Annotated in this window: 16 protein-coding genes and 1 pseudogene; 3 read left to right on the forward strand and 14 right to left on the reverse strand. The window is 34.6% G+C overall.

What is annotated here, in order from left to right; genetic code table 11:
* Positions 1 to 8: 8 nt before the first annotated feature.
* The 7 genes and pseudogenes from argB to FHL05_RS07975 form a co-directional block, all read right to left on the reverse strand.
* Positions 9 to 746 (reverse strand): acetylglutamate kinase, encoded by a 738-nt coding sequence (gene argB, locus FHL05_RS07945; RefSeq protein ID WP_153384970.1) that lies wholly within the window; start codon positions 744 to 746, stop codon positions 9 to 11.
* A gap of 31 nt (positions 747 to 777) precedes the next feature.
* On the reverse strand, positions 778 to 1,998 hold the full coding sequence (gene argJ / locus FHL05_RS07950) for a bifunctional glutamate N-acetyltransferase/amino-acid acetyltransferase ArgJ (RefSeq protein WP_153384969.1): 1,221 nt from the start codon (positions 1,996 to 1,998) through the stop codon (positions 778 to 780).
* A 16-nt stretch (positions 1,999 to 2,014) separates the two neighbouring features.
* Positions 2,015 to 3,040, reverse strand: coding sequence for an N-acetyl-gamma-glutamyl-phosphate reductase (gene argC, locus FHL05_RS07955; protein WP_153522420.1), 1,026 nt, complete (start codon positions 3,038 to 3,040; stop codon positions 2,015 to 2,017).
* A gap of 230 nt (positions 3,041 to 3,270) precedes the next feature.
* Positions 3,271 to 3,927, reverse strand: a complete 657-nt coding sequence (locus FHL05_RS07960) for a YczE/YyaS/YitT family protein (protein WP_153384967.1) — start codon at positions 3,925 to 3,927, stop codon at positions 3,271 to 3,273.
* Between the two features lie 310 nt (positions 3,928 to 4,237).
* A complete protein-coding gene (locus FHL05_RS07965) occupies positions 4,238 to 5,161 on the reverse strand; it encodes an ROK family protein (RefSeq protein ID WP_153384966.1) in 924 nt (307 codons plus the stop codon).
* An 11-nt stretch (positions 5,162 to 5,172) separates the two neighbouring features.
* Positions 5,173 to 6,759, reverse strand: a pseudogene (locus tag FHL05_RS07970) (alpha-L-rhamnosidase-related protein).
* Between the two features lie 2 nt (positions 6,760 to 6,761).
* On the reverse strand, positions 6,762 to 7,949 hold the full coding sequence (locus FHL05_RS07975) for an MFS transporter (protein ID WP_238706882.1): 1,188 nt from the start codon (positions 7,947 to 7,949) through the stop codon (positions 6,762 to 6,764).
* Positions 7,950 to 8,091: 142 nt separating this feature from the next.
* Between FHL05_RS07975 and FHL05_RS07980 the strand changes: the two genes are divergently transcribed.
* Positions 8,092 to 9,078, forward strand: a complete 987-nt coding sequence (locus FHL05_RS07980; protein WP_153384965.1) for an AraC family transcriptional regulator — start codon at positions 8,092 to 8,094, stop codon at positions 9,076 to 9,078.
* Between the two features lie 17 nt (positions 9,079 to 9,095).
* Here FHL05_RS07980 and FHL05_RS07985 read toward each other — a convergent pair whose 3' ends face one another.
* From FHL05_RS07985 to walK, 7 genes are all read right to left on the reverse strand, one after another.
* The gene (locus tag FHL05_RS07985; RefSeq protein ID WP_153522422.1) at positions 9,096 to 10,433 is read right to left on the reverse strand and encodes an SLAP domain-containing protein; all 1,338 of its coding nucleotides are present in this window, start codon (positions 10,431 to 10,433) and stop codon (positions 9,096 to 9,098) included.
* 522 nt (positions 10,434 to 10,955) lie between these two features.
* Positions 10,956 to 11,435, reverse strand: a complete 480-nt coding sequence (gene rlmH / locus FHL05_RS07990; protein ID WP_153384963.1) for a 23S rRNA (pseudouridine(1915)-N(3))-methyltransferase RlmH — start codon at positions 11,433 to 11,435, stop codon at positions 10,956 to 10,958.
* A 395-nt stretch (positions 11,436 to 11,830) separates the two neighbouring features.
* Positions 11,831 to 13,222 carry a S1C family serine protease gene (locus tag FHL05_RS07995; RefSeq protein ID WP_153384962.1) on the reverse strand — a complete coding sequence of 464 codons (1,392 nt, stop codon included), beginning with the start codon at positions 13,220 to 13,222 and terminating at the stop codon, positions 11,831 to 11,833.
* 89 nt (positions 13,223 to 13,311) lie between these two features.
* Positions 13,312 to 14,127, reverse strand: coding sequence for an MBL fold metallo-hydrolase (locus FHL05_RS08000; RefSeq protein WP_337692524.1), 816 nt, complete (start codon positions 14,125 to 14,127; stop codon positions 13,312 to 13,314).
* Positions 14,108 to 14,923, reverse strand: coding sequence for a two-component system regulatory protein YycI (locus FHL05_RS08005; protein ID WP_153522424.1), 816 nt, complete (start codon positions 14,921 to 14,923; stop codon positions 14,108 to 14,110). The genes FHL05_RS08000 and FHL05_RS08005 overlap by 20 nt, the downstream gene beginning before the upstream one ends.
* Positions 14,924 to 16,240 (reverse strand): YycH family regulatory protein, encoded by a 1,317-nt coding sequence (locus tag FHL05_RS08010; RefSeq protein WP_153384959.1) that lies wholly within the window; start codon positions 16,238 to 16,240, stop codon positions 14,924 to 14,926.
* Complete coding sequence (gene walK / locus FHL05_RS08015) at positions 16,230 to 18,125, reverse strand: cell wall metabolism sensor histidine kinase WalK (protein WP_153522426.1); 1,896 nt, start codon at positions 18,123 to 18,125, stop codon at positions 16,230 to 16,232. The genes FHL05_RS08010 and walK overlap by 11 nt, the downstream gene beginning before the upstream one ends.
* 431 nt (positions 18,126 to 18,556) lie before the next feature.
* Here walK and FHL05_RS08020 point away from each other — a divergent pair, with 431 nt between their 5' ends.
* Together FHL05_RS08020 and FHL05_RS12600 are read left to right on the forward strand one after the other, a co-directional pair.
* Positions 18,557 to 19,168, forward strand: coding sequence for a hypothetical protein (locus FHL05_RS08020; RefSeq protein WP_153522428.1), 612 nt, complete (start codon positions 18,557 to 18,559; stop codon positions 19,166 to 19,168).
* A 36-nt stretch (positions 19,169 to 19,204) separates the two neighbouring features.
* Positions 19,205 to 19,924, forward strand: coding sequence for a CPBP family glutamic-type intramembrane protease (locus FHL05_RS12600; protein WP_153384956.1), 720 nt, complete (start codon positions 19,205 to 19,207; stop codon positions 19,922 to 19,924).
* Positions 19,925 to 20,118 lie beyond the last annotated feature (194 nt).

The following is a 20,118-nucleotide window of genomic DNA, read 5'->3' on the forward strand; positions in this document are numbered from 1 at the left end:
AGAATTTTTTAATTATTTTGAAATTTCGTTCCTGGTCGACCTAAATCGTCAGTAATGAAAGTATTCCCGACTCCATTTCTTATCGCGGTAAATGAAGCCTTGATTTTAGGCATCATCCCCGATTTAATTACGTTATTTTCCACTAATTCATTCGCACTGTTTTCTGTTAACTGCGATACGACCTTACCTGAATGCAAAACACCTGGTACATCGGTCAAAAGAACTAAGGCTTCAGCTTGCAACTGAATGGCAATTTTAGCTGCCGCCATATCGGCATTGACATTTAGCCACTTTCCATCTTCTGTTTGTGCTAAAGGAGCCAAAATCCCGATTTGGTCACGCAATAATCCTTCAAGATAATTAGCATTGATGTCACTGATTTTTCCCACTTGACCATACTTTGCTTGATTCAAATATTCGCCTGTCAACAAATTGTCGTCGCTAGCATTTAGGCCAATGACTGGTAGTCCTGAATCAGCAATCGTTTGACACAATTTAGGTTGAACGACGCCAATTAATACAGCTTTAGTAACGTCTAGAGTTTCTTGACTAGTGACCCGAATGCCATCGATTTTTTCAACGCTCAATTTTAATCTCTTGCTCCAAGCAGAAATCTGGGGGCCGCCTCCATGGACGATTAAGATTCGCTTTCCTTCAAGCCACCAAGTTTTTAATTGTTGGAAAAAAGTTTCTGGTAAATGATTCAAGGCATTGCCGCCTATTTTTACAACGATTGTTTCTTTCATTTCATTTCACTCCACACTTTTTGGTTTGTTTTTAGCTTCTATATGTGGCGTTGATTCTTACATAGTTATATGTGAGATCACAGCCCCAAGCTTGTCCCGTGGCTGTTCCCGAATTCAAATCCACAAGAATAGTGATTTTATTATCTTTTAGTGATTCTTTCATAGTAATTTCATCGAAATTAGCACTGCTGCTATTGTCGACTAATTCCAAATCATTGAGCCAAACACTCGTATGCTCAATGTCGACTTTAGCATTCGTTTGTCCGATGGCTGCAATGATTCGACCCCAGTTGGCATCCTCTCCAAAAATTGCTGCTTTGACAAGATTAGAACCAACAATAGCTTTACTTACCTTTTGAGCATCATCATGAGTTGCTGCGTTTTCCACGTTTACTTCAACTAATTTGGTCGATCCTTCGCCATCTGCAGCAATGTCTTGAGCTAACTCACTTAAAACGGCGTTATAAGCTGAAATAAAATCTTCATACTCAGGACTTTGTGTCGTTAATTCAGGATTTCCTGCCAATCCGTTGGCTAAAGTCACCACCATGTCATTTGTCGAAGTATCGCCATCAACCGTGATTTGATTAAAGGTCGAATCAACTTGTTGACTCAAAATATCTTGCAACAATCCATCTTGAATATTGGCATCTGTTACGACGAATCCCAACATCGTAGCCATTTTAGGATGAATCATCCCTGACCCTTTACAAAAGCCACTGATAGTAACAGTTTTTCCACCAATTTCAACTTGTGCAGCAATCGTTTTTTGATGCTTGTCAGTTGTCAAAATAGCTGAGGTAACATAATCGTTATCTAATAATTCCAACTGAGAAATACCTTTTGCAATTGTCTTCATTGGCAATGGTTCTCCAATCAATCCTGTTGAAGCGACCCCGACTAAGTCAGGCGTGATATCCAATTTATCAGCTGTCAGTTGTTGCATTTTCTTAGCATCTAACATGCCTTGTTCTCCAGTAACTGAGTTGGCAATAGCTGTATTCATCACCATCGCCTGCAACTGGTGACTTTTATTGATAGTTTGTTTAGTCAATTTGGTTGGTGCTGCTTGGAATTGATTAGTGGTATAGGTACCTGCAGCTTGAGCGGGGACTTTTGAATAAAGCCATCCCATGTCTTTTTTCTGAGGATTCTTACGCAATCCGGCATGAACTCCGTCTGATTTGTAACCCTTAGGCCAAGTGAATGGTATAATCTGATACTTTTGCTCTTTTTTTAAAATCGATTGCATAAAAAAATCCTCCTATTTAAGGTAGAACCGGAATCAAGTCCAGCCCTGCATCTGGTTTAAATTCAAACATTTGATTAAAGTTTTGAATTGCTTGCCCAGCTGCACCTTTTAGGAGGTTATCAATTACACTGACTATTACGATTTGGTGGGTAACAGGGTTCAATTGATAACCTATGTCACAGAAGTTAGTTCCAATCACTTGTTTCAAAGTTGGGAAAACTCCTTCAGTAGCATTTATAAAGGTGTGATCTGAGTATGTTTGGACGAATGCGTTTTTGACGTCTTCTTCAGTTATCCCAGATTTTGCCTTTGTATAGCAACTGGCCATTATTCCACGTGTCAGTGGTAATAAAGTTGTAGTGAACTGAATGTAAGGTACGTCTTCGTCCCAATCCTTTAATTGATCAACAATTTCTGGAATATGTTGATGATGATTTACCTTATACAGTTGCAGATTTTCATTTGTTTGGCTGAAATGAGTTGATTCACTCAAACTCTTTCCAGCACCGGATGTACCAGATTTGGCATCCACGACGATTGAGGTCGTATCGATTAGGTGATTTATGACCAATGGTGCTAATGCTAAAATCGTTGCTGTTGCATAACAGCCTGGATTTGAAACATAGGTTGCACCCTTAGAACTCGTAAAATCAACTAATCCATAATGTGATTGCTTGAGGTATTTTTCATCTGGAGCTTCTTTTTTATACCATTTTTTATAAGCATCACGTGATTTCAAGCGATAGTCGCCAGCTAAATCAATTACCGGAAAATTGGCATCAAGAAATGGTTTAGCCAATTCTGTAGTAACTCCAGCTGAGACATCGAAGAAGACCATCTGGTTATTTTTCATGATATCAGCAGAATCATAAGGTAAAATATTAGCTCCTCGTCGCAGTTGCGGTAAAACCGATTCTAAAGATTGTGCTACTTTCTGGGAGTGCCCATACAAGTTGACTGAATCAACGTTTGGGTGCCGTAATAGTAATTCGTACAAGACGCTACCGCTGTAACCAGTAACACCGACAAGACCAACATTCATACTTATCATCCTTTCTTGATGTCTAATCCTTATTTCTATGTCTTTAATAGAAATTAATAGCTAGAATACTCTTGATTATTAAAAAAAACAAGGCTATTTCTAATTTAATTTTTACATTTTTAATTTTAAACTATCGGTATTTTCTTTCAAGAATAAAGGTTTAGTTATAAAAAATTTAATAGGCACCGCAATCAGGAAATGATTGCGGTGCCTATTTTTAGTTAATTATTTTAATTTGAATGAATTTGATTTCTACTCAAACTCAAATTTTCTAAATGCTCTTTAAATTTAACGGTAAATTTATTATTAATCATCGATACCGTTGGTCCGGTTAACAAGAAGATGGCTAAAGTACCGATTCCAATCGTACTCTTGCAAAAGAATGCTATCACGACACAAGTCCCGTCAGTCAATACTCTCCAGACTCTAAAGGGAATCTTCGTTACCTTTGGTAAAAACATTCCCAAAGAATCGTATGGAGCAACGCCTAATCCACTAGTCATATAGAGTGACATCCCAAAAGAAATGATTAATACGGCTAAGATTAACCCAATGCCTCTTTGAATAAGATTTAACGAAGACCAGCCAAAATTCTGGAATAAACTCAAAAAGAAATCAGAAATGAAGGCCAACAATGTCAGATTCAATAAGGTGCCTAAGCCAATCGTATCGCGGCTATATTTTAATTGAACGATAAAAATAATGATATTAACAATCAACTGGGCCACGCCAAAACTCAAGCCACTGATTTGACTGAAGCCAATATTCATAGCTGAAAATGGATCAGTTCCAACATTTGTTATCCGTAACACCGAAACGCCCAATCCAACCAGACTGATGCCGATTATCATCATGAAAAAAGTTACTAAATTTATCTTTTTTATCACATTTACCCCCTAATTTATTCAAAGGTAGCGAAGATAGGCGTTTCTATTCTTAATTTATAATCAGAATTTTTTGTGTTTGTAGCAACAGGTAGTGTTTTTGCAGTTTCTCCTTGTTTTACATGAGCATTGAAATACTTATCATTGATTTATCGTTACCCATTTTATTTGGGACTTACTCCCACTAGTAGTTCATGTTAGTGCAAATGGTGGCATAAATGCAATTATTGATTTAACCACTTAACGAACAATTATTAATACAGGGCAAAAAAATAATGGTAATTTATAATCACCATTATCATTTTAAATATTTTCAAATAATATCTTTTTGGAGTTGATTGACGTTATCAGCCTTTAACAACCAATAATAAAGTGCACCATATAAATTAGCATCATTTTTAAACTTGCTTTCAACAATTTCAGGTCTTTTTAAAGTTGTCTTTATAATTGGAAGACTGTTTCTTATATTATCAAACTCACTGTTAATCGTCTCGGTGACAATCTTTTGAGCAGAAATTCCTCCACCAATTGTATATCTATCTAAATCTAAAACACTTTGAATATTATGAATCAATAAGGCAATGTTATGACAATATCTTTTAAAAACCCTTAGAGCTAATTTATTATCATTATTGATTTCATTAAATACTTTAATGCCATCATTCTTATCTGGTAAATTCAATTTCTCTGCAATTTCGTTGACCATTTTTACTGCAGATCCTAAGCTACCTTCAAGGCTATTATAGGTTATATTGGCATTATCATTTAACATGAAACTAATCTCTCCAGCTTGATAATTTGCACCATAAACTAAATGATGATTCATAATAATGCCACTGCCTACACCAGTACCTAAAACAATTGACGCACCATTATTAATATTCTTCAAGTTACCTAACCATAATTCTGAAAGAGCTGCAGATTTACCATCATTTTCTACACTAATTGGCACACTAACTTCAAACATATTATTAAAACTCTTTTTGTCTAGAAATGGTAAACTGCCACCTCCAAAAATCATGTCCTTATCGTGGTCAATACGTCCTGGGACACTAAAAGCTATACCTCTTATTTTATTATTATATCTATCAAGTATTGATTGAACTAAATTTACAAAATCATAATAATTTTGTGGCGTTTTTACAGAATTTTTTTCTATTAACTTACCGCTGTGATCAATTAATCCAAATTTTATAGCTGTTCCACCAATATCAAAAACCAAATATTTTTTTATCATTACCCTAAAACCTACTTATTAACTAAGTACTTTCTGATTAAGTATGTAGGAGTGCAACTCCATGCGTGACAATAACTATTAATTACTGGGCTTCCATATGGTGAGAAGTTTGGATCCTCTGGTTCAAATGCTTCCCAGAAAGTATCTGCTCCTAGATCTACCATTTTGCCCCAATAATTTTTAATTAACTTTATCCCGTCATCTTTATGTCCAGATTCAAATAAAGCTAAAGCTATATGGTGATACATATATGGCGTAGCAATTCCAGTAACAGGGAATAGTGTTTTAACTGATTTAGTCATCAATTCATAATTCTCATCATCGTTCATGACGTGAGCAATTACCATCCATGATTGACTAGCAATATTAATTTCTTTATCAGGTCCGCTAACAAATAGCCCTTTATTTTTATCGAAGAAATTATCCATTGCGGCTTTTGTTAATTTATCAATATCCAACTTGTACTTATCAACATCATCATCTTTTTCCAATTCTGCTAACGATACAAATTGTTTCAATACATAGATAAGAATTGCTTGTCCTGATGCTTGTTTATCAATATCATTAGACTAATCAACAAATACAGGCCAATCCTCGTTCATCTTTAGAACGTTATCTTTTCCAACTTCTTTAAGAGCTAAATCAATTTCCTTTTTTGCTATTGGATATAAATCATTAACAACGCTTTGGTCTTTAAAGTTATCAAAATAATCTTTTAAAACTGCAATAAAGAATAAACTATAATCATACATGAAAGTATCATCTGGTACAGGATTAGGCTTAGTAAATACATTAGCGGAAATCTTACCTTCTTCAGTAGTCATTCCTCCAAATAAGTACAAACATCTTTTGACCAAATCCTGATTATTAAATGTCGCATAATTGGCTAGTGCTTGCAATCTCAAATCACCTAACCATAGACGGTGATCACGTTTTGGGCCATCTTCAAATACTTCTTGCATACAATCTTGAAGTGTTTTAATACTTATTTGATCAATCTTTTTCAACATAGGATCATCAATTTTAACTTCTGGTACATCTTTAACCGAAACCGCACTTTCAGTGATTAATGATGGATTGCTAAAGCTTACTTGCCACTTGGGTGAAGTATCCATAACCTCTAATTCAACGTACCTAAATGAATATCGACGAGGCATATTTAATTTGGTTGGTAATACATCTAAGTGAACGTACTCTTCAGAAATCCATGAACTACTTAACCATCCGTCGTAGGTACTTGAATCAACGCCTATTTCTGCTGGTGTTTCTGCAAATGTCAGGTGTAAATACAATGGGGCATCCATTGGTGATCCAACCGAATTTAAATCAATATTAAAGTGTCCCACTTCATGATTACCAAAATCTAAAACAATTTTTTCACCCTTCTTGAATGAATATTCAGATAGCTTTTTAATGTCCTTTTCGCTATCTACAGCTTTATAACCATTCATAGCCTTCTTATCAGAAACGATATCTACTATTTTTACAGGATTAATTTTTTCATGCTTTAATTTAGGTGTACTTTCTTCAGCCTTTTTTAACAATTCTTTATTATGATTGAATTTAACACCATTATTTATTTGAAATGTAAATGCCATAGTTAACCTTCTTTTACAACGTTTTTACGATTTTTATTTCGACTAGTAACAAATACCAGACCAATTACAGCCATAATTGCAAGTACAATGCCGCCGGCCATAAACACACCATTTACTGAATTAGTACCTGATAAGTTTCCTAATATTGCTAATCCATATGGAGAAAATGATGAACCTAAGTTAGAACCAACAAGTAATAATGAAGTTGATAATGTTGCTGAACCCTTAGGAGATACAACAGATACTTGATTGAATAGGTATGGAACTATTAATGAGAATGAAATTCCTGTTAGAACACCACCAACTCCTGAAAGAACTACGCTGCTTGAAACTGACAAGATAAAGAACGAGACAGCCATTAAAACCATTGCAACAGGAATAGTATAGCGTCTAATAACTTTGAAAATAGTACCAAAGGCAAATCCTGCTAACATACTACCAATTGACATAATACTAATAATATTGGCAGCATCAGTAGCTGTACCATAACCATTTGAAGTAAACAACAAAGCTAATTTAACTTGAACACCCATGTAGATGATTAGAACTACAAACAAAAGTAGTACATAACCAATTACTTGCAAATTTGTGGATTGTTTAACGCTCTTAGTTGAATTTCCACTTTTCTTATCAACATCTGCCTTAGGACTTGGAACAAAGAGAATAAATAGAGCTAGAATTGGCAAAATGATTGCATAAATCCAAAATGTCACGTGCCAATCAACTTTTAATAATTGACCAGCTACATAAGTCATAATTGCCGTACCTAATCCTTGAAAAGCACTTTGAAATCCAATCAACTGTGCCCTTTCATCGCCAGTAAAGTAATCACTAATCATACTTACGGCTAACGAATTAAATAATCCAAATCCTACACCTAGAGTGGCTCTTGAAACTAAAATAACTGTAAAATCATTACTGAATACTGGAACCAATCCAGAAATCAATGCAATAACTAAACCTAAAATAACTGTCTGTTTTTGACCTATCCATTTTGCAATAAAACTACTAAGTAAAACGAAGATAACTACCATCAAAGCAGGAATCGTTGTTAACATTTCTACAGATGATAAAGACTCATTAGAAAATGTCTTAGCCATTGCCGGGATGTTACCAGAAATAGCACCTGCCGAAGTCAACACTAAAGAAATTGAAAGTAGTGAAAACTTCATTAACCAACCTTTCTTCATAATAAAATGCCTCCTAATATTTTTTAAAATTCTTAAATCAAGTTGTTGTTACCGTTTACAAGTCTATTAAACAATGATAGCGTTAACATAACAATGTCAGATATAATCATAAAAAGTATCAAATATACAGGTGAAGTAAATTATGAATTTAGATCAATTACTAAGAAACAAAGATAAAATTGAGGAAAGACAGTTTAAGAATCATGCTTTTGTAATGGATTTCCCACAGATAGAAAAAAGAATTTTACATGGCGATTACCGTTTAAATAATGAATTATTTTTTAAAAATAATTCAATCTATATTTCCAAGCATCATCGCTTTGCACCATATCCTTTACACTCACATCAATTTTTGGAAATGAATTATATGTATTCCGGAAAATGTCGCGAAGTAGTAAACGGTCATGAAATAATATTGCATAAACACGATATTATTTTATTAGATACTGGTAGCAAACATAAAATAGACCCTTTAAATGAAAATGACATTTTAGTCAATTTTCTCTTTAAAAGGTCTGATCTTAATTTTAGCTTTTTAACAAACATGAGCCACAAATTTTCACCGTCATTAAATTTTGTTTTAAATGCAGTTAATGGTGATAAAGACAATAGTCATAAAAATTTTATGTTAATAAAAAATTCTGGAGAAGATTTACCTCATATTCTCGAACGAACAATGGAGGAATACTTTTTTCCTAAAAGATTTTCAAATCAAATAATCAATCATTATGTGCCAATTATATTCTTCGAACTTGCAAGAGCTGTAAATGCTCAACTTGAAAAAGAAGTTACAGGAAGTAAGGAAATAATCGTTCCAATCTTGTTCGCCATTGAAAATGATTATTCAAATACCTCTTTAGAAAAAATTGCTAATCAATTAAATTATAGTAAAAATTATATTAGCAATTTAATAAAAGAAAAAACTGGTCGAACTTTTTCTGACATACTCAATGAACAAAGAATGCAAAATGCCTATGAATTATTAACCAATACTGAACTTCCTATAGGAACAATTATTGAAAGAGTTGGTATCTCTAACAGAACTTATTTTTATAGCAAATTTAAAGATTACTATAAAAAAACTCCTAAACAAATTCGTATGATAAATAAAAAAAAGAGTGAAAATTAATAATTTTCACTCTTTTTTTATTTGTTAATACTTGTAGCAAATTCAGGTTCGTAATATGAATTATCTTTCAAATTAAGACCACTATTCAAAGTAACATCAGTAATCCAAACCCATTGGTTAGTGGCTACTTCACCCCAATATGAGCCGTACTTGTTAACGACTAACTTAGAAATCTTCCAAGTTGATTGAGCTGGCAAGGTCATATCATATGAATTTTTTGATGTGTTATAAGTTCTCAAAGTCTTATTCGTTGTTCCTACTAAACCATTTCCAGGTGTTGGAACTGACGAATTAGTATTCGTATTTGTGTTAGTAGTCGTAGTTGTACTTGGAGTTTGAACATCCATGTAGGCTACTGAAACGTATTGATTAGTTGCTACTTGGTAAAATGCCTGATTGTCATATGACAAGAGGTTTCCACCTAACTTCCATGAAGTACCCTTTTGCAAAGTTGCTCCAGTATCAATCCCTGATCCATCAACGACAGCAGCATTCGAGTTCAAAGTCCCAACTTGTCCAGCAACTTTTGAAGCTACGATATAACTACCATTGCCTGAACTTGTATTATCATTAGTCGATGTTGTTCCAGCAATCGAAATATCTGGTGCTGTGACCCATTCATTAGTTGCAACCTGATAGTATTCAATGCCGTTTAACTCCATGTGATTGCCAAGGATCCATTGGCTGTTAGTTGGCAAAACAACTCCAGTATCGACCCCTTTGTCATCAAAGACTTTGGCGACATTTTTCACAGTTCCAGTTTTACCATAATTGGCATCTTTACTTGCAGTACTTGTGCTATCAGTTCCTGAAGTATTGTCAGTAGTTGGATTGACTACAGTTACTCCTTGAGCTGAAATCCACTCGTTAGTAGCGACTTGGTAATAGACCTGTTTGTTAACATGCAATACTTGGCCGATTACCCATTGACTGCCGCTTGGTACAGCTTTTCCAGTTGAATTACCGTAATTATCAACGATATCCAACGCTTGATCAGCTACGACAGTCTTTCCTGCATCTGGATTATCTGCGACATAACGACCAACTGTTTGACTGTCATCTTCCGAGTTAGCTGAACCAGTCACATTTGAAACCATTGAAGCTGGAATATACTCGTTAGTTCCAACCATATAGTGGGCAACGCCATTTAAAGTAATTTGTTGTCCTAATTTCCATTGACTACCTGCTGGCAATGTTGTCCCATTTGCTTTACCAGTTGAAGCATAAACCGGTGTAACTTTGGTAACTGTTCCGACAGCTGAAGCATCAACATTTTGTGTTGGCAATGCATTTAGAGCTGCGGGAGCCATCATAATAGCAACTGCAGAAGCTACTAAAATTTTATTTTTTCTCATTTTAAGCCATCCCTAATTTAAAAATAATTTTTCATTATCCAAATTTAATTTTAAACAAATCTTTGTTTTTGGGGCTTATTTTGGAAAAAAATAAAAGAAACTTAAGGTTTAAATTTTCAATAATATGAATATTAATTTGCTAATTTTTAAATATTTTTCTGGTTATTGACATATTATTGTAAAATTTGATGTTTTTTCGATTGTTGTGATAATTATTGGGTTACGATTTTGAAATCTAGTTAAAAAGCTAAGTTTATTTGGTTTATAACGGTTAATTATTAATCCACACTTTTTTAAATTCAGATTAAAAACTGCGCTTCTTTGCTTTATAACGGTTCATTATTGATTCGATGCTTTTTCAAATTCAAACTTAAAACCACGCTTCTTTGCTTTATAGCGGAAACGAGTTGCGGCTGGGCAACTTCCTGCACCTAAGGCTATTTCACTCATCACTCGCATAGTTCGCGAGCAATGGGTGAAATTGTCTTAAGCTCCGGAAGCTGGGCGCCCGGCCTCCACTCTCTATTTATGATATGTCCTATGATTAATAATCATAAATGACCGATAAATCTGTTCTGTCAGCACTAATCTCATCAATTGATGCGGTAAGGTGAATTTTCCAAAACAGATACTGAAATCGGCTCTTTTCGTCACTTCTGGACTTACTCCTAATGATCCTCCAATAACAAAGGTAATGTCTGAGGTCCCATATGTGGATAAGTCATCGATTTTTTTAGCTAACTCTTCCGATGTTAATTCTTTGCCTCGTAAATCTAGTAAAATCACATATTCCTTGTCTTTGATTTTTCCTAATATTCGTTCTCCCTCAATTTGTTTAACTTTAGCATCTTGTGCTTCACTCAAACTTTCAGGGGCTTTTTCATCAGGGCATTCGACGATTTGGAATTTGCAAAAGGCTCCCAAACGCTTGGCATATTCGGCAATTCCGGCTTTAAAATACTTCTCTTTTAATTTTCCTACTGTAACAACTTTTATATTCATTTGTAAAAATCTCCTCAATCAATATGATACGAAATTATTATTTAATTGCCAAATTTATTTAAAATTACGAATTATCATGACATTTCAACTGTGCACAATAAAAAAAACGTTTGTCCAATTTTGTGTAACAGTAATTATTACTGATATATTAGGATTTAGAGATGATTTCTCGATTAACATTAAAAACTTATTAACAGCTGTGGGTAAATCTGTGGAAAACTTTTATACAGCGTTTTGTCAATTATTTGGCCACTTATCCACAGGTTATGAACAAATGTGGATAAATTCTGTTCATTAGTTTTCTGAAAAGTCGAAATAAATCTTTTAATCATAAATTAATGTTCAAAAAAAGGCGTGAAACTAGTATTAACTGGTTTCACGCCTAATTTATTTGTTTAGTTAGAACTTTCTTTTGTTAAATGTACCTGTGCGGTATTCAGCTTACCATTACGATAATATTGAATATTGACCGTATCGCCAACTGAATGCGAGTAAAGTGCTGTGTGCAAGTCGGCTACCGAAGTAATCTTCTTGTTGCCTAACTTAACGATAACATCATATTTCTTCATGCCAGCGGCCTTAGCAACTGAACCTGAAGTTGTGCTGTAAACTACAACACCCTTAGTTACGCTGCTTGGTAGTTTCAAGCTTGATTGCGAATCATCTGTGATTTGATCAAGGTCTAAGACTCTAATACCAAGCGATGGACGTTCAACTTTACCATTCTCAACTAACTGATTGATAATCTTGACTACTTCGCTACTTGGAATAGCAAAGCCCATCCCTTCAACTGAAGAGCCATCAGTACTCGAGGCTAATTTCATTGAATTGATACCAATGACTTGACCAGCGGCATTAACTAGTGGACCACCAGAATTACCAGGGTTAATTGCGGCATCGGTTTGAAGAACGGTTGCCTCACCAGTTGCTTGACCTGTATTTTGGTCTTGTGTCGTTACGGTTCTATTCGTAGCTGAAATGATACCTTGAGTAACTGTTGTGGCATATTCGCTACCTAGTGGCGAACCAATAGCAATAACTGGATCTCCAGGTGAAACATTATCAGAGTTGCCAAATGATGCTGTAGCAGGAACCTTGCTGCCAGGAATTTCCAAAACAGCTAAGTCAGTTGTACTATCAGTACCAACTAATTTGGCACTAACTTTAGTTCCATCCTCTAAAATGATTTCCAAAGAATCAGAACCGGAAACAACGTGGTTATTAGTTACGATATAGCCTTTACCATTTTGTTTAGCGTAAATAACGCCTGAACCTTCACTGTATTCTTGCAAATTGCTGTTACTTGATGAGCTAGAAGAATCTGAACTAGAGCCTGAATTTGAATCAGAATCAGAACTGCTATCGCCATCAGTTTGGTCTTGTGATTGTGAATTATCCGATGAACCACTATCACCAAACAAATCGCCAAAAATCGACGATAAACTGCCATCGCCACTTGACTGTTCCTTTTGTTTTTGAAGGTTGATTACGGAAACAACCGCTCCATTGACCTTCTTATAAGCTCCTGACATCGAACTGGAGGTATTCACTTTTGTATTAGCTACTTGCGTAGTTCCAGCAGAACCACTGCTTGCTGTATCAGAAGAGTTATTGCCAAAATATGTAAATCCTGCAAAAGCAATTACGACACCTAAAGCTGCCGAAATGAAAGCGACGATTCCAATTTTCCATAATGAATTCTTATTTGAATTATTGTTGTTATTCGAACCGCGCTTCTTTTCTTCTACTCTTGATTCGGACTTATCATTATTATTGTCATTATTCATCTAACATTCACTTCCCCATATTTACTAAGTCTAATATACCGTTGAATTATGAAAAAATTATGAACGACTTATGATTAATTTGTTCACATTTATAAAGCAATCAAAGGATCCGCAATCGCAGGGTCAGTATCATTGATTTTAAAATCATGGCCAACGCCAAAATCGTGATCCTCTAAGACTTGAGTAACCTCTGTGCGAGCCACCGTTTTAGTATTGTTCTCATGACTCAAATGTCCTAAGAAAATCTGCTTGGTATTGTTGCCGATGACATCCATTAAAGTGTGTGCGCCATCTTCATTGGACAAGTGCCCCTTTTCACTGAGAATTCTTTGTTTGAGAGGCCATGGGTATATCCCATCACGCAACATTTCTACGTCATGATTGCATTCCATCAAATACCCATCCGCATTTTCAATCGTCTTTTGAACTCGATCCGACACGTAACCAGTATCCGTTAAAATCACAAATTGCTTGCCATTGTGGTAGAACTTGTAAAATTGTGGATCAGCAGCATCATGAGAAACCGCAAAACTCTCAATATCAAGATCGTCTAAACTCAAAACTTTGTTGTGATTGAAAATATTGATTTCGTCTTCTGGAACTTTACCAATTTTTGGCATCATAGCTTGCCAAGTTTTTTCATTGGCATAAACATTCAAATCATATCTCCGAGCTAAAACACCAACTCCTTTGATATGGTCAGTATGTTCATGCGTCACGAACAAAGAATCGACGGTATTGATGTCTTTGCCGATGCTTTCCATTGCTTCTTTAATTTTCTTACCAGATAACCCAGCATCAACTAGTACATGATGCTTAGGCGTTTCAATATAAGTAGCGTTGCCAGAACTGCTGCTGGCCAAAACACTAATTTTTAAACTATCGTCATTGGGCACTATAATCACTATCTCCATTTGTTGAACTCTTGATAATATTACCAGTAAAGGCATTAACTTTCTTAGTAGTATTAACTTTACTGTCTTTATTTTTAATTGTGACAAACCAAACCGGAATATAAATCGTACTTCCCTTAGCTACGAGTAATTTCGTATAAGCTAAGTTCGCATAGGAAATTTTTGAATTATTAGGTATTTCGGAATTGGCATAAAGGCTCGTAATGACTTCTTTTTCACTCTTGATAACTTGTCTTTCATGCAAAATTATCAGTGATCTTACATACGTCTGTGTATAACCTACCACTTCATTGTCGCTAATGGTAAATGTTAACTGTGCTGTTTTGTCATAAATATCGCCCAAAGTTCCGGAATAGATGTAAACCATCCGCGTCTTAGTAGACAATTGAGGGGCATATTTATAGCTCTTGCCAAACAAAACATTGGATTCTTTTTTAATGAATTTATTCATCACGGTTTCACGATTAGTTGAAGTAATTGAAATTGGGTCTTCCAAACCACTTGTTAAACTGTGATCACTTTCATCGTATTCAACTTTTTGACCCGTCAATTTATTAGAATTTTCAGCCAAAGAATCATCTGGTTGTGAACCCAAATAATAAGCATAGCCATTCTTAGAATCCAGACTGCCAAAACTAATATTACGTTTTTTCATTTCTGAAACGGTCGACGTATTGGTACTAGAACTGCTGACTAATTGTTGACTATTGCGAAAAGACAAGAATAAAAAGACATCTAATGAGAAAAATACTATCAAGAATATAACTTCGATTCTTTTAAAATCCATTTATTCTTCCTCCGCAGATTCATTTGTCCATTCATTGTATGGTTTCCAATGGTTACCGATTCTGATGTAATAAGTTGGTTTCAAATCGACGACTTTCTCATTATCAGTTTCTTCTTCCCATTGATATCCAACCTCAACGTCTTGAACATCATTTGGTGAATAACCAACCCGTTGAAGGCCTTTGAAAATAGCTGTTGTCGACTTCAGCTTCGTAGCTGTTTGATTAGATGGGACCGGTACTTCCAAGTTTTTATTTAAGAACTTTTCAGTACTGCCTTTACGGCTAAAGTTGATTCTAACAGAACCAAATTGACTCTTCTTAAAGATTGGGAATCCTTCAACATATTCTCTAAACGTAAGATTCTTTTTCTTCCAATCTGCTCGATACAAACGCAGGTTAGAAACTGGGTTTTGTAAGTTGACGACTTTTTGATAACCACGTTGTAAGAAAGCTAATTGTGACTTAGGAACCGAGGTATCGGTATAATCATCCAAAGTCAATTCTTCAGTATTATGATCAGAAACTAAACGTTTCGATTCGCCATAATTATATGTATAAACGTTGTTATCCTCAGATGTTACCAAACCACCAGTATTAGAATCAAACAAGGCTGAAGTATACTCGCTATCCTTTTTTCCAGTAACCACATAAGAATAGCTTTGTAGCTTGATTGGATTGGAATAGAAAGTAAAAATCCCATGCTTCATAATATTCAATCTAATCTTTAAATTGATATTAGCTTGTTTAACTAATTTAGAAATTGGATTGGAAGAAGAATTCTTAACTTTAGCTTGATAAACCGCATAATTATTATCATTAGCCAAGTAAATATTCTTGATTTTTTTGTTCTTCAAATTAATCAAAATCCGATTAAATTGATGACTGTTGCTCTTCTTTAAACCATCATTATTCAATAAATATCCAAATGAACTGATAGAAATAGCGGTTGGATAAACTAGTTGAATCGTATTTTTAGCTTGAATCACCTTTTGATAATAAGCTCCGTCTTTTTTAGAGACAGACTTAGGCTCACTGATTTTCCAATCTTCCATTACCTTTTGAATACTTAAAGAAATATTTTCATTACTGTTATAAATCAAATGCTGATCATTTTTATCATGCCAAATTACCGAAGTTGGACTGATAACTTGGTTCATAGGAATCTCGCTCTTATTTGAATCAGTCGAAGATGTCACATCGACATCCCGGCCTCGTTGATAGCGAGCAGTGTTCGTCCAAATGAAGAAGGATAGGACAACACTGGTAATGACTGCTACGACCAATAGTAGTTGGACGATTAAACGACTAAACTTCATCCCATTCTCCTCCTGTTTCGTTAGGATCAAATGGTAAGGAAATGTAGAATGTTGATCCCTTACCTTCAGCACTATTGACCCAGATTCTACCCTTATGTTGCTCCACGATTTCCTTAGAAATAGATAGACCTAAGCCAGTACCGCCTTGTTTTCTAGAACGTGCTTTATCAACTCGATAGAAACGTTCAAAGACTTTCTTGATATCCTTTCTAGGAATACCCAAGCCTTCATCAGAAATGCTGACAATAATGTGCTTGTTAGTTTCCAACAACCGACAAGTGATAACTCCGCCATCTGGTGAATACTTGATGGCATTATTGATGATGTTATCCATAACTTGCGTCATCTTATCGGTATCGATTTCGACCCACAAGTCTTTGCTAGTGAAGATTCGCTTGATACGATAATTCTTAACGATTTTACTGTTATCTTCTTTAGCATCAGCTTTTTCCTTTTTCAACATCATATCAAATCGATCCAAAATATAGGAGAAGAATTCGTTGAAGTTAACTAATTCCTTGTCCAATTTAGAACGACCTTGATCCATTCGTGACAAACTCAAAAGGTCCTTGATCATACGAATCATACGGTCAGTTTCTTCAGCTGTAACACCTAAGAATTGTGGTGCCAGCTTTTGATCTTTCCAAGCTCCATTATTCAACGCATCAATATAACTACTGATACTTGTTAAAGGAGTCCGCAATTCGTGCGAAACGTTTGAAACGAATTGACGACGTTCACTATCGATTTTTTGTTGTTCAGTAACATCGTGTAGGACGCAGACCATACCACTAATGAAACCACTGTTACGTTGAATCAGTGAGAAATCAGCGTTTAGAATCAATGAATTATCAGATTCTTCGTCGTAATCATCATTGGTATCATTCGTTTCGATTACCATTGGATCAGGATTTTCCAAAAGGTCGTCAAAACTAGTTTGATCTTGGACGCCTAAGACATCGACTAGCGGTTGTCCAATTGCATCGTCTTCGTCTTTTTCCAAAAATTCTTGGGCCATTTCATTGATGACGGTGATATTACCCAATCGATTCGTCGCAATGACCCCATCTGACATTTGCGTCAAAACGCTGTCTAGCCTTCGTCGTTCTGATTCCGAATTTTCCGTCGCTTCTTCAACTTTGACCGATAAATCATTGACGGCCATAGCCAATTGTCCTAATTCATCGGGTGAATAAACACGAACTTGGCCAGAATAATCTCCCTCAGCCATTCTCACAGCTTGTTGCTTCATTTCATCAATCGGTCTGGTAATTGCTCGTGAAATAAAAATTGCAATCACAGCCCCCAAGAGACCGGCTACCAAGGATGCTGTAAGGAAAATCAAAATAATATTATTGATGCCCGTATAAACTGATTCCATGCTGGCGCGGACATAAATTGCCCCAACAACTGTGCTGTTATCAGGCGAACTAACTGGAACAATCGACTCATAGGAACTTCCGCTATCTTTTTCATAATAAATCTGCGTAATTCTTTTATCAGTCTTGATACTCTGCTTGATATTATCCTTAAGAGTTTGCGTTCCTACTATATTAGAACCATCTGAATCTTTAGCTCCAACAATGATGCCACTTCGATCAACGACTTGTACATCAGTTATATCTGTACTTACCCGCGTATAATCTTGAATCGTATTTCCAATATTTTCACGCGTGTGTTCATCGTTATCAGTTAAATTTTCAGAAATTTGATTGAGTGTATATGGTGGTACAACAACTGAGTTTTCAAAACTAGAGATGTTTTGATCCTCAAGTTGACGTACGAAATAAGCCCCAATGATTTCAATTGTGACAATAAGAATTAAAATAAATGACAATCCGATTTTGAAATTAATCGAATGTAGAAAGACAAACCTATTTTTCAAAATTTTTCCACCTAATTGATACAGACTTAGTTACATTATACAGCTATGAAGATAACAAAAAAACTGGCTTGCTTTTATAATAATCGTTTCGACATCTAAAAAATAAATTATTCGTTTTCCATATGGAACTATTGTTAAAAAGCATGGGCCATATGGAAAAAAATATGGTCCTTAAGTAAGAAAAGAAATACAATCAAGAAGAAGGTTCTTCCTTAGATTAGGATAATGCAGCATATTGTTGTCTTCTACGTTTTGTGAACATTGGAACATACTGGCTCAACTTGAAACTATTTCCAATACCTGAAATAGTTTCGTGTAAAAGCTCGGAGTCGTTCCCAAAATATTCTAATCAAATTTACTTTGATATAGATGATGGCAACATTAACCAAAGTTTTGAAAGGACCCAAAAATGAAGGAGAAGTTTATTTAAAATGAGTAAGATTGAAGTAAATTTATCTGAAAAGTCGTTTTTACTTGAGGGTAGTGATGAATTCATAGAAAGTTATATAAAAAAATTAGTAAAATTGATTTCCAATGAGGAATCCGACTTAGACGATATCCCAGACCATAAAGGATCTCAAATGGATTCAGATTCACCCAGCAAAATAGGTTCATTCGATAATGTAGATACATTTAGTAATAATGTTATAAAGTCAAAAATTAATTATGAAAAAATCTTAAGAGAAAAAAAAGCTATAGTAACATACCCAAGTCAAAAACCTTTTGAAAAAGTATCCTTTAATTTTGAAATACCTGGTAAAAGCATCCCTGATAAAACTCGCAATCTTGCCATTTTGTTAGCACATTTTATTCCAAAAGTGTCTAAAGACGTTGTAAGAGAAGCTGCAAAAGAAAAGAAAATTTATAAAGATAAAAATTTTTCAGCCTACATTAATACTAGAAATAGTTTTTATACCGTCGATAATGATATGATATATGGCCAAAAGATTAAAAATAATTCAAGTGGAGAGATAAAATGTATACAGTTGTTTAAAGATGTATATGAGGATATTATTAATAAAAATCCTGCTAGTAAAGATTAAAAATTATAAAACAAAATCATTGAGGATGAATGTTCAGTGAAAACTAGGGCCCTAGTAAAAAATCTTCTTTACGTATTACTGATACAACTAGCCTTTGAAATTACTTTTATTAATATTTTGAATCTTTTTAATATTTCCAGCAGTTTGCCTACTTTAGTTATCGATAAAGTTTTATTTTTAGGTTTATTATTTTTTTTAAATAATAAATTTACTAAAAAGCGAATTCCCTTTTCCATTAAGTTGAGTATTAATGAGAGAAAATGTGTCTTCCTTATCTTTTTGATATTAGCTATACTTGGCCTTACAAATATTCAAAATTTTTTAGATGCTTTTATAATCGGGCTTATTGCTTGTACAACTGAAGAATATCTTATGCGAGGCATTGTACTCATTTCATTGCTTAGGATTTTTCAAAATTCAAAAAATAATTATCTCCGTATTTTATTGCCAATTGCTTTTTCTAGTATTTTATTTGGTTTAGACCATTTTATTAATTTATACTCACAAAATTTTATTATGACTTTTGCACAAGTTATAGCTACGACGGCCACTGGATTTGTTTTGGCTAGTATTTTTTTGCGAACTAGGAATCTATTGTATCCGATGCTTTGCCATTTTGGATTGGATTTTTTGATTGTGATAACTAAGGGGATGCCACAGGATACTAATGTTTCTTTGGTTAGTGTTTTGTTGCCTTCTGCTTTTTACTTGTTTATTAGTTTTGTGATTTTGGTCCCAATTTTGATAAAGAAATAATCGTATGAAAAAAGGACTTAATTTGAATTTTAAAATCTCCAAGTTAAGTCCTTTTTGGTTTGGTATTCTTTTTTGGCTGTACGATAAATAAAGTTGATAGGTATTTTGCCATCAACTTTATTTTTGTATACCATTTATTAGTAATAACCATTTAAGAACACCAAAAAAGGACACCATTCATGCCCTTTAGATGT

Source organism: Companilactobacillus halodurans, from assembly GCF_009600995.1.
GTDB lineage: Bacteria > Bacillota > Bacilli > Lactobacillales > Lactobacillaceae > Companilactobacillus > Companilactobacillus halodurans.

Bases quoted from the DNA above. Each gene is read 5' to 3' on its own strand.
- argC (WP_153522420.1), bottom strand. From the start codon at position 3,040: ATGAATGTTGGTCTTGTCGGTGTTACTGGTTACAGCGGTAGCGTCTTG.
- FHL05_RS07980 (WP_153384965.1), top strand. From the start codon at position 8,092: ATGAATTTAGATCAATTACTAAGAAACAAAGATAAAATTGAGGAAAGA.
- FHL05_RS07975 (WP_238706882.1), bottom strand. From the start codon at position 7,949: ATGAAGAAAGGTTGGTTAATGAAGTTTTCACTACTTTCAATTTCTTTA.
- FHL05_RS08020 (WP_153522428.1), top strand. From the start codon at position 18,557: ATGAGTAAGATTGAAGTAAATTTATCTGAAAAGTCGTTTTTACTTGAG.
- argB (WP_153384970.1), bottom strand. From the start codon at position 746: ATGAAAGAAACAATCGTTGTAAAAATAGGCGGCAATGCCTTGAATCAT.
- argJ (WP_153384969.1), bottom strand. From the start codon at position 1,998: ATGCAATCGATTTTAAAAAAAGAGCAAAAGTATCAGATTATACCATTC.
- rlmH (WP_153384963.1), bottom strand. From the start codon at position 11,435: ATGAATATAAAAGTTGTTACAGTAGGAAAATTAAAAGAGAAGTATTTT.
- FHL05_RS08005 (WP_153522424.1), bottom strand. From the start codon at position 14,923: ATGGATTTTAAAAGAATCGAAGTTATATTCTTGATAGTATTTTTCTCA.
- FHL05_RS07995 (WP_153384962.1), bottom strand. From the start codon at position 13,222: ATGAATAATGACAATAATAATGATAAGTCCGAATCAAGAGTAGAAGAA.
- FHL05_RS07965 (WP_153384966.1), bottom strand. From the start codon at position 5,161: ATGATAAAAAAATATTTGGTTTTTGATATTGGTGGAACAGCTATAAAA.
- FHL05_RS08010 (WP_153384959.1), bottom strand. From the start codon at position 16,240: ATGAAGTTTAGTCGTTTAATCGTCCAACTACTATTGGTCGTAGCAGTC.
- FHL05_RS07985 (WP_153522422.1), bottom strand. From the start codon at position 10,433: ATGAGAAAAAATAAAATTTTAGTAGCTTCTGCAGTTGCTATTATGATG.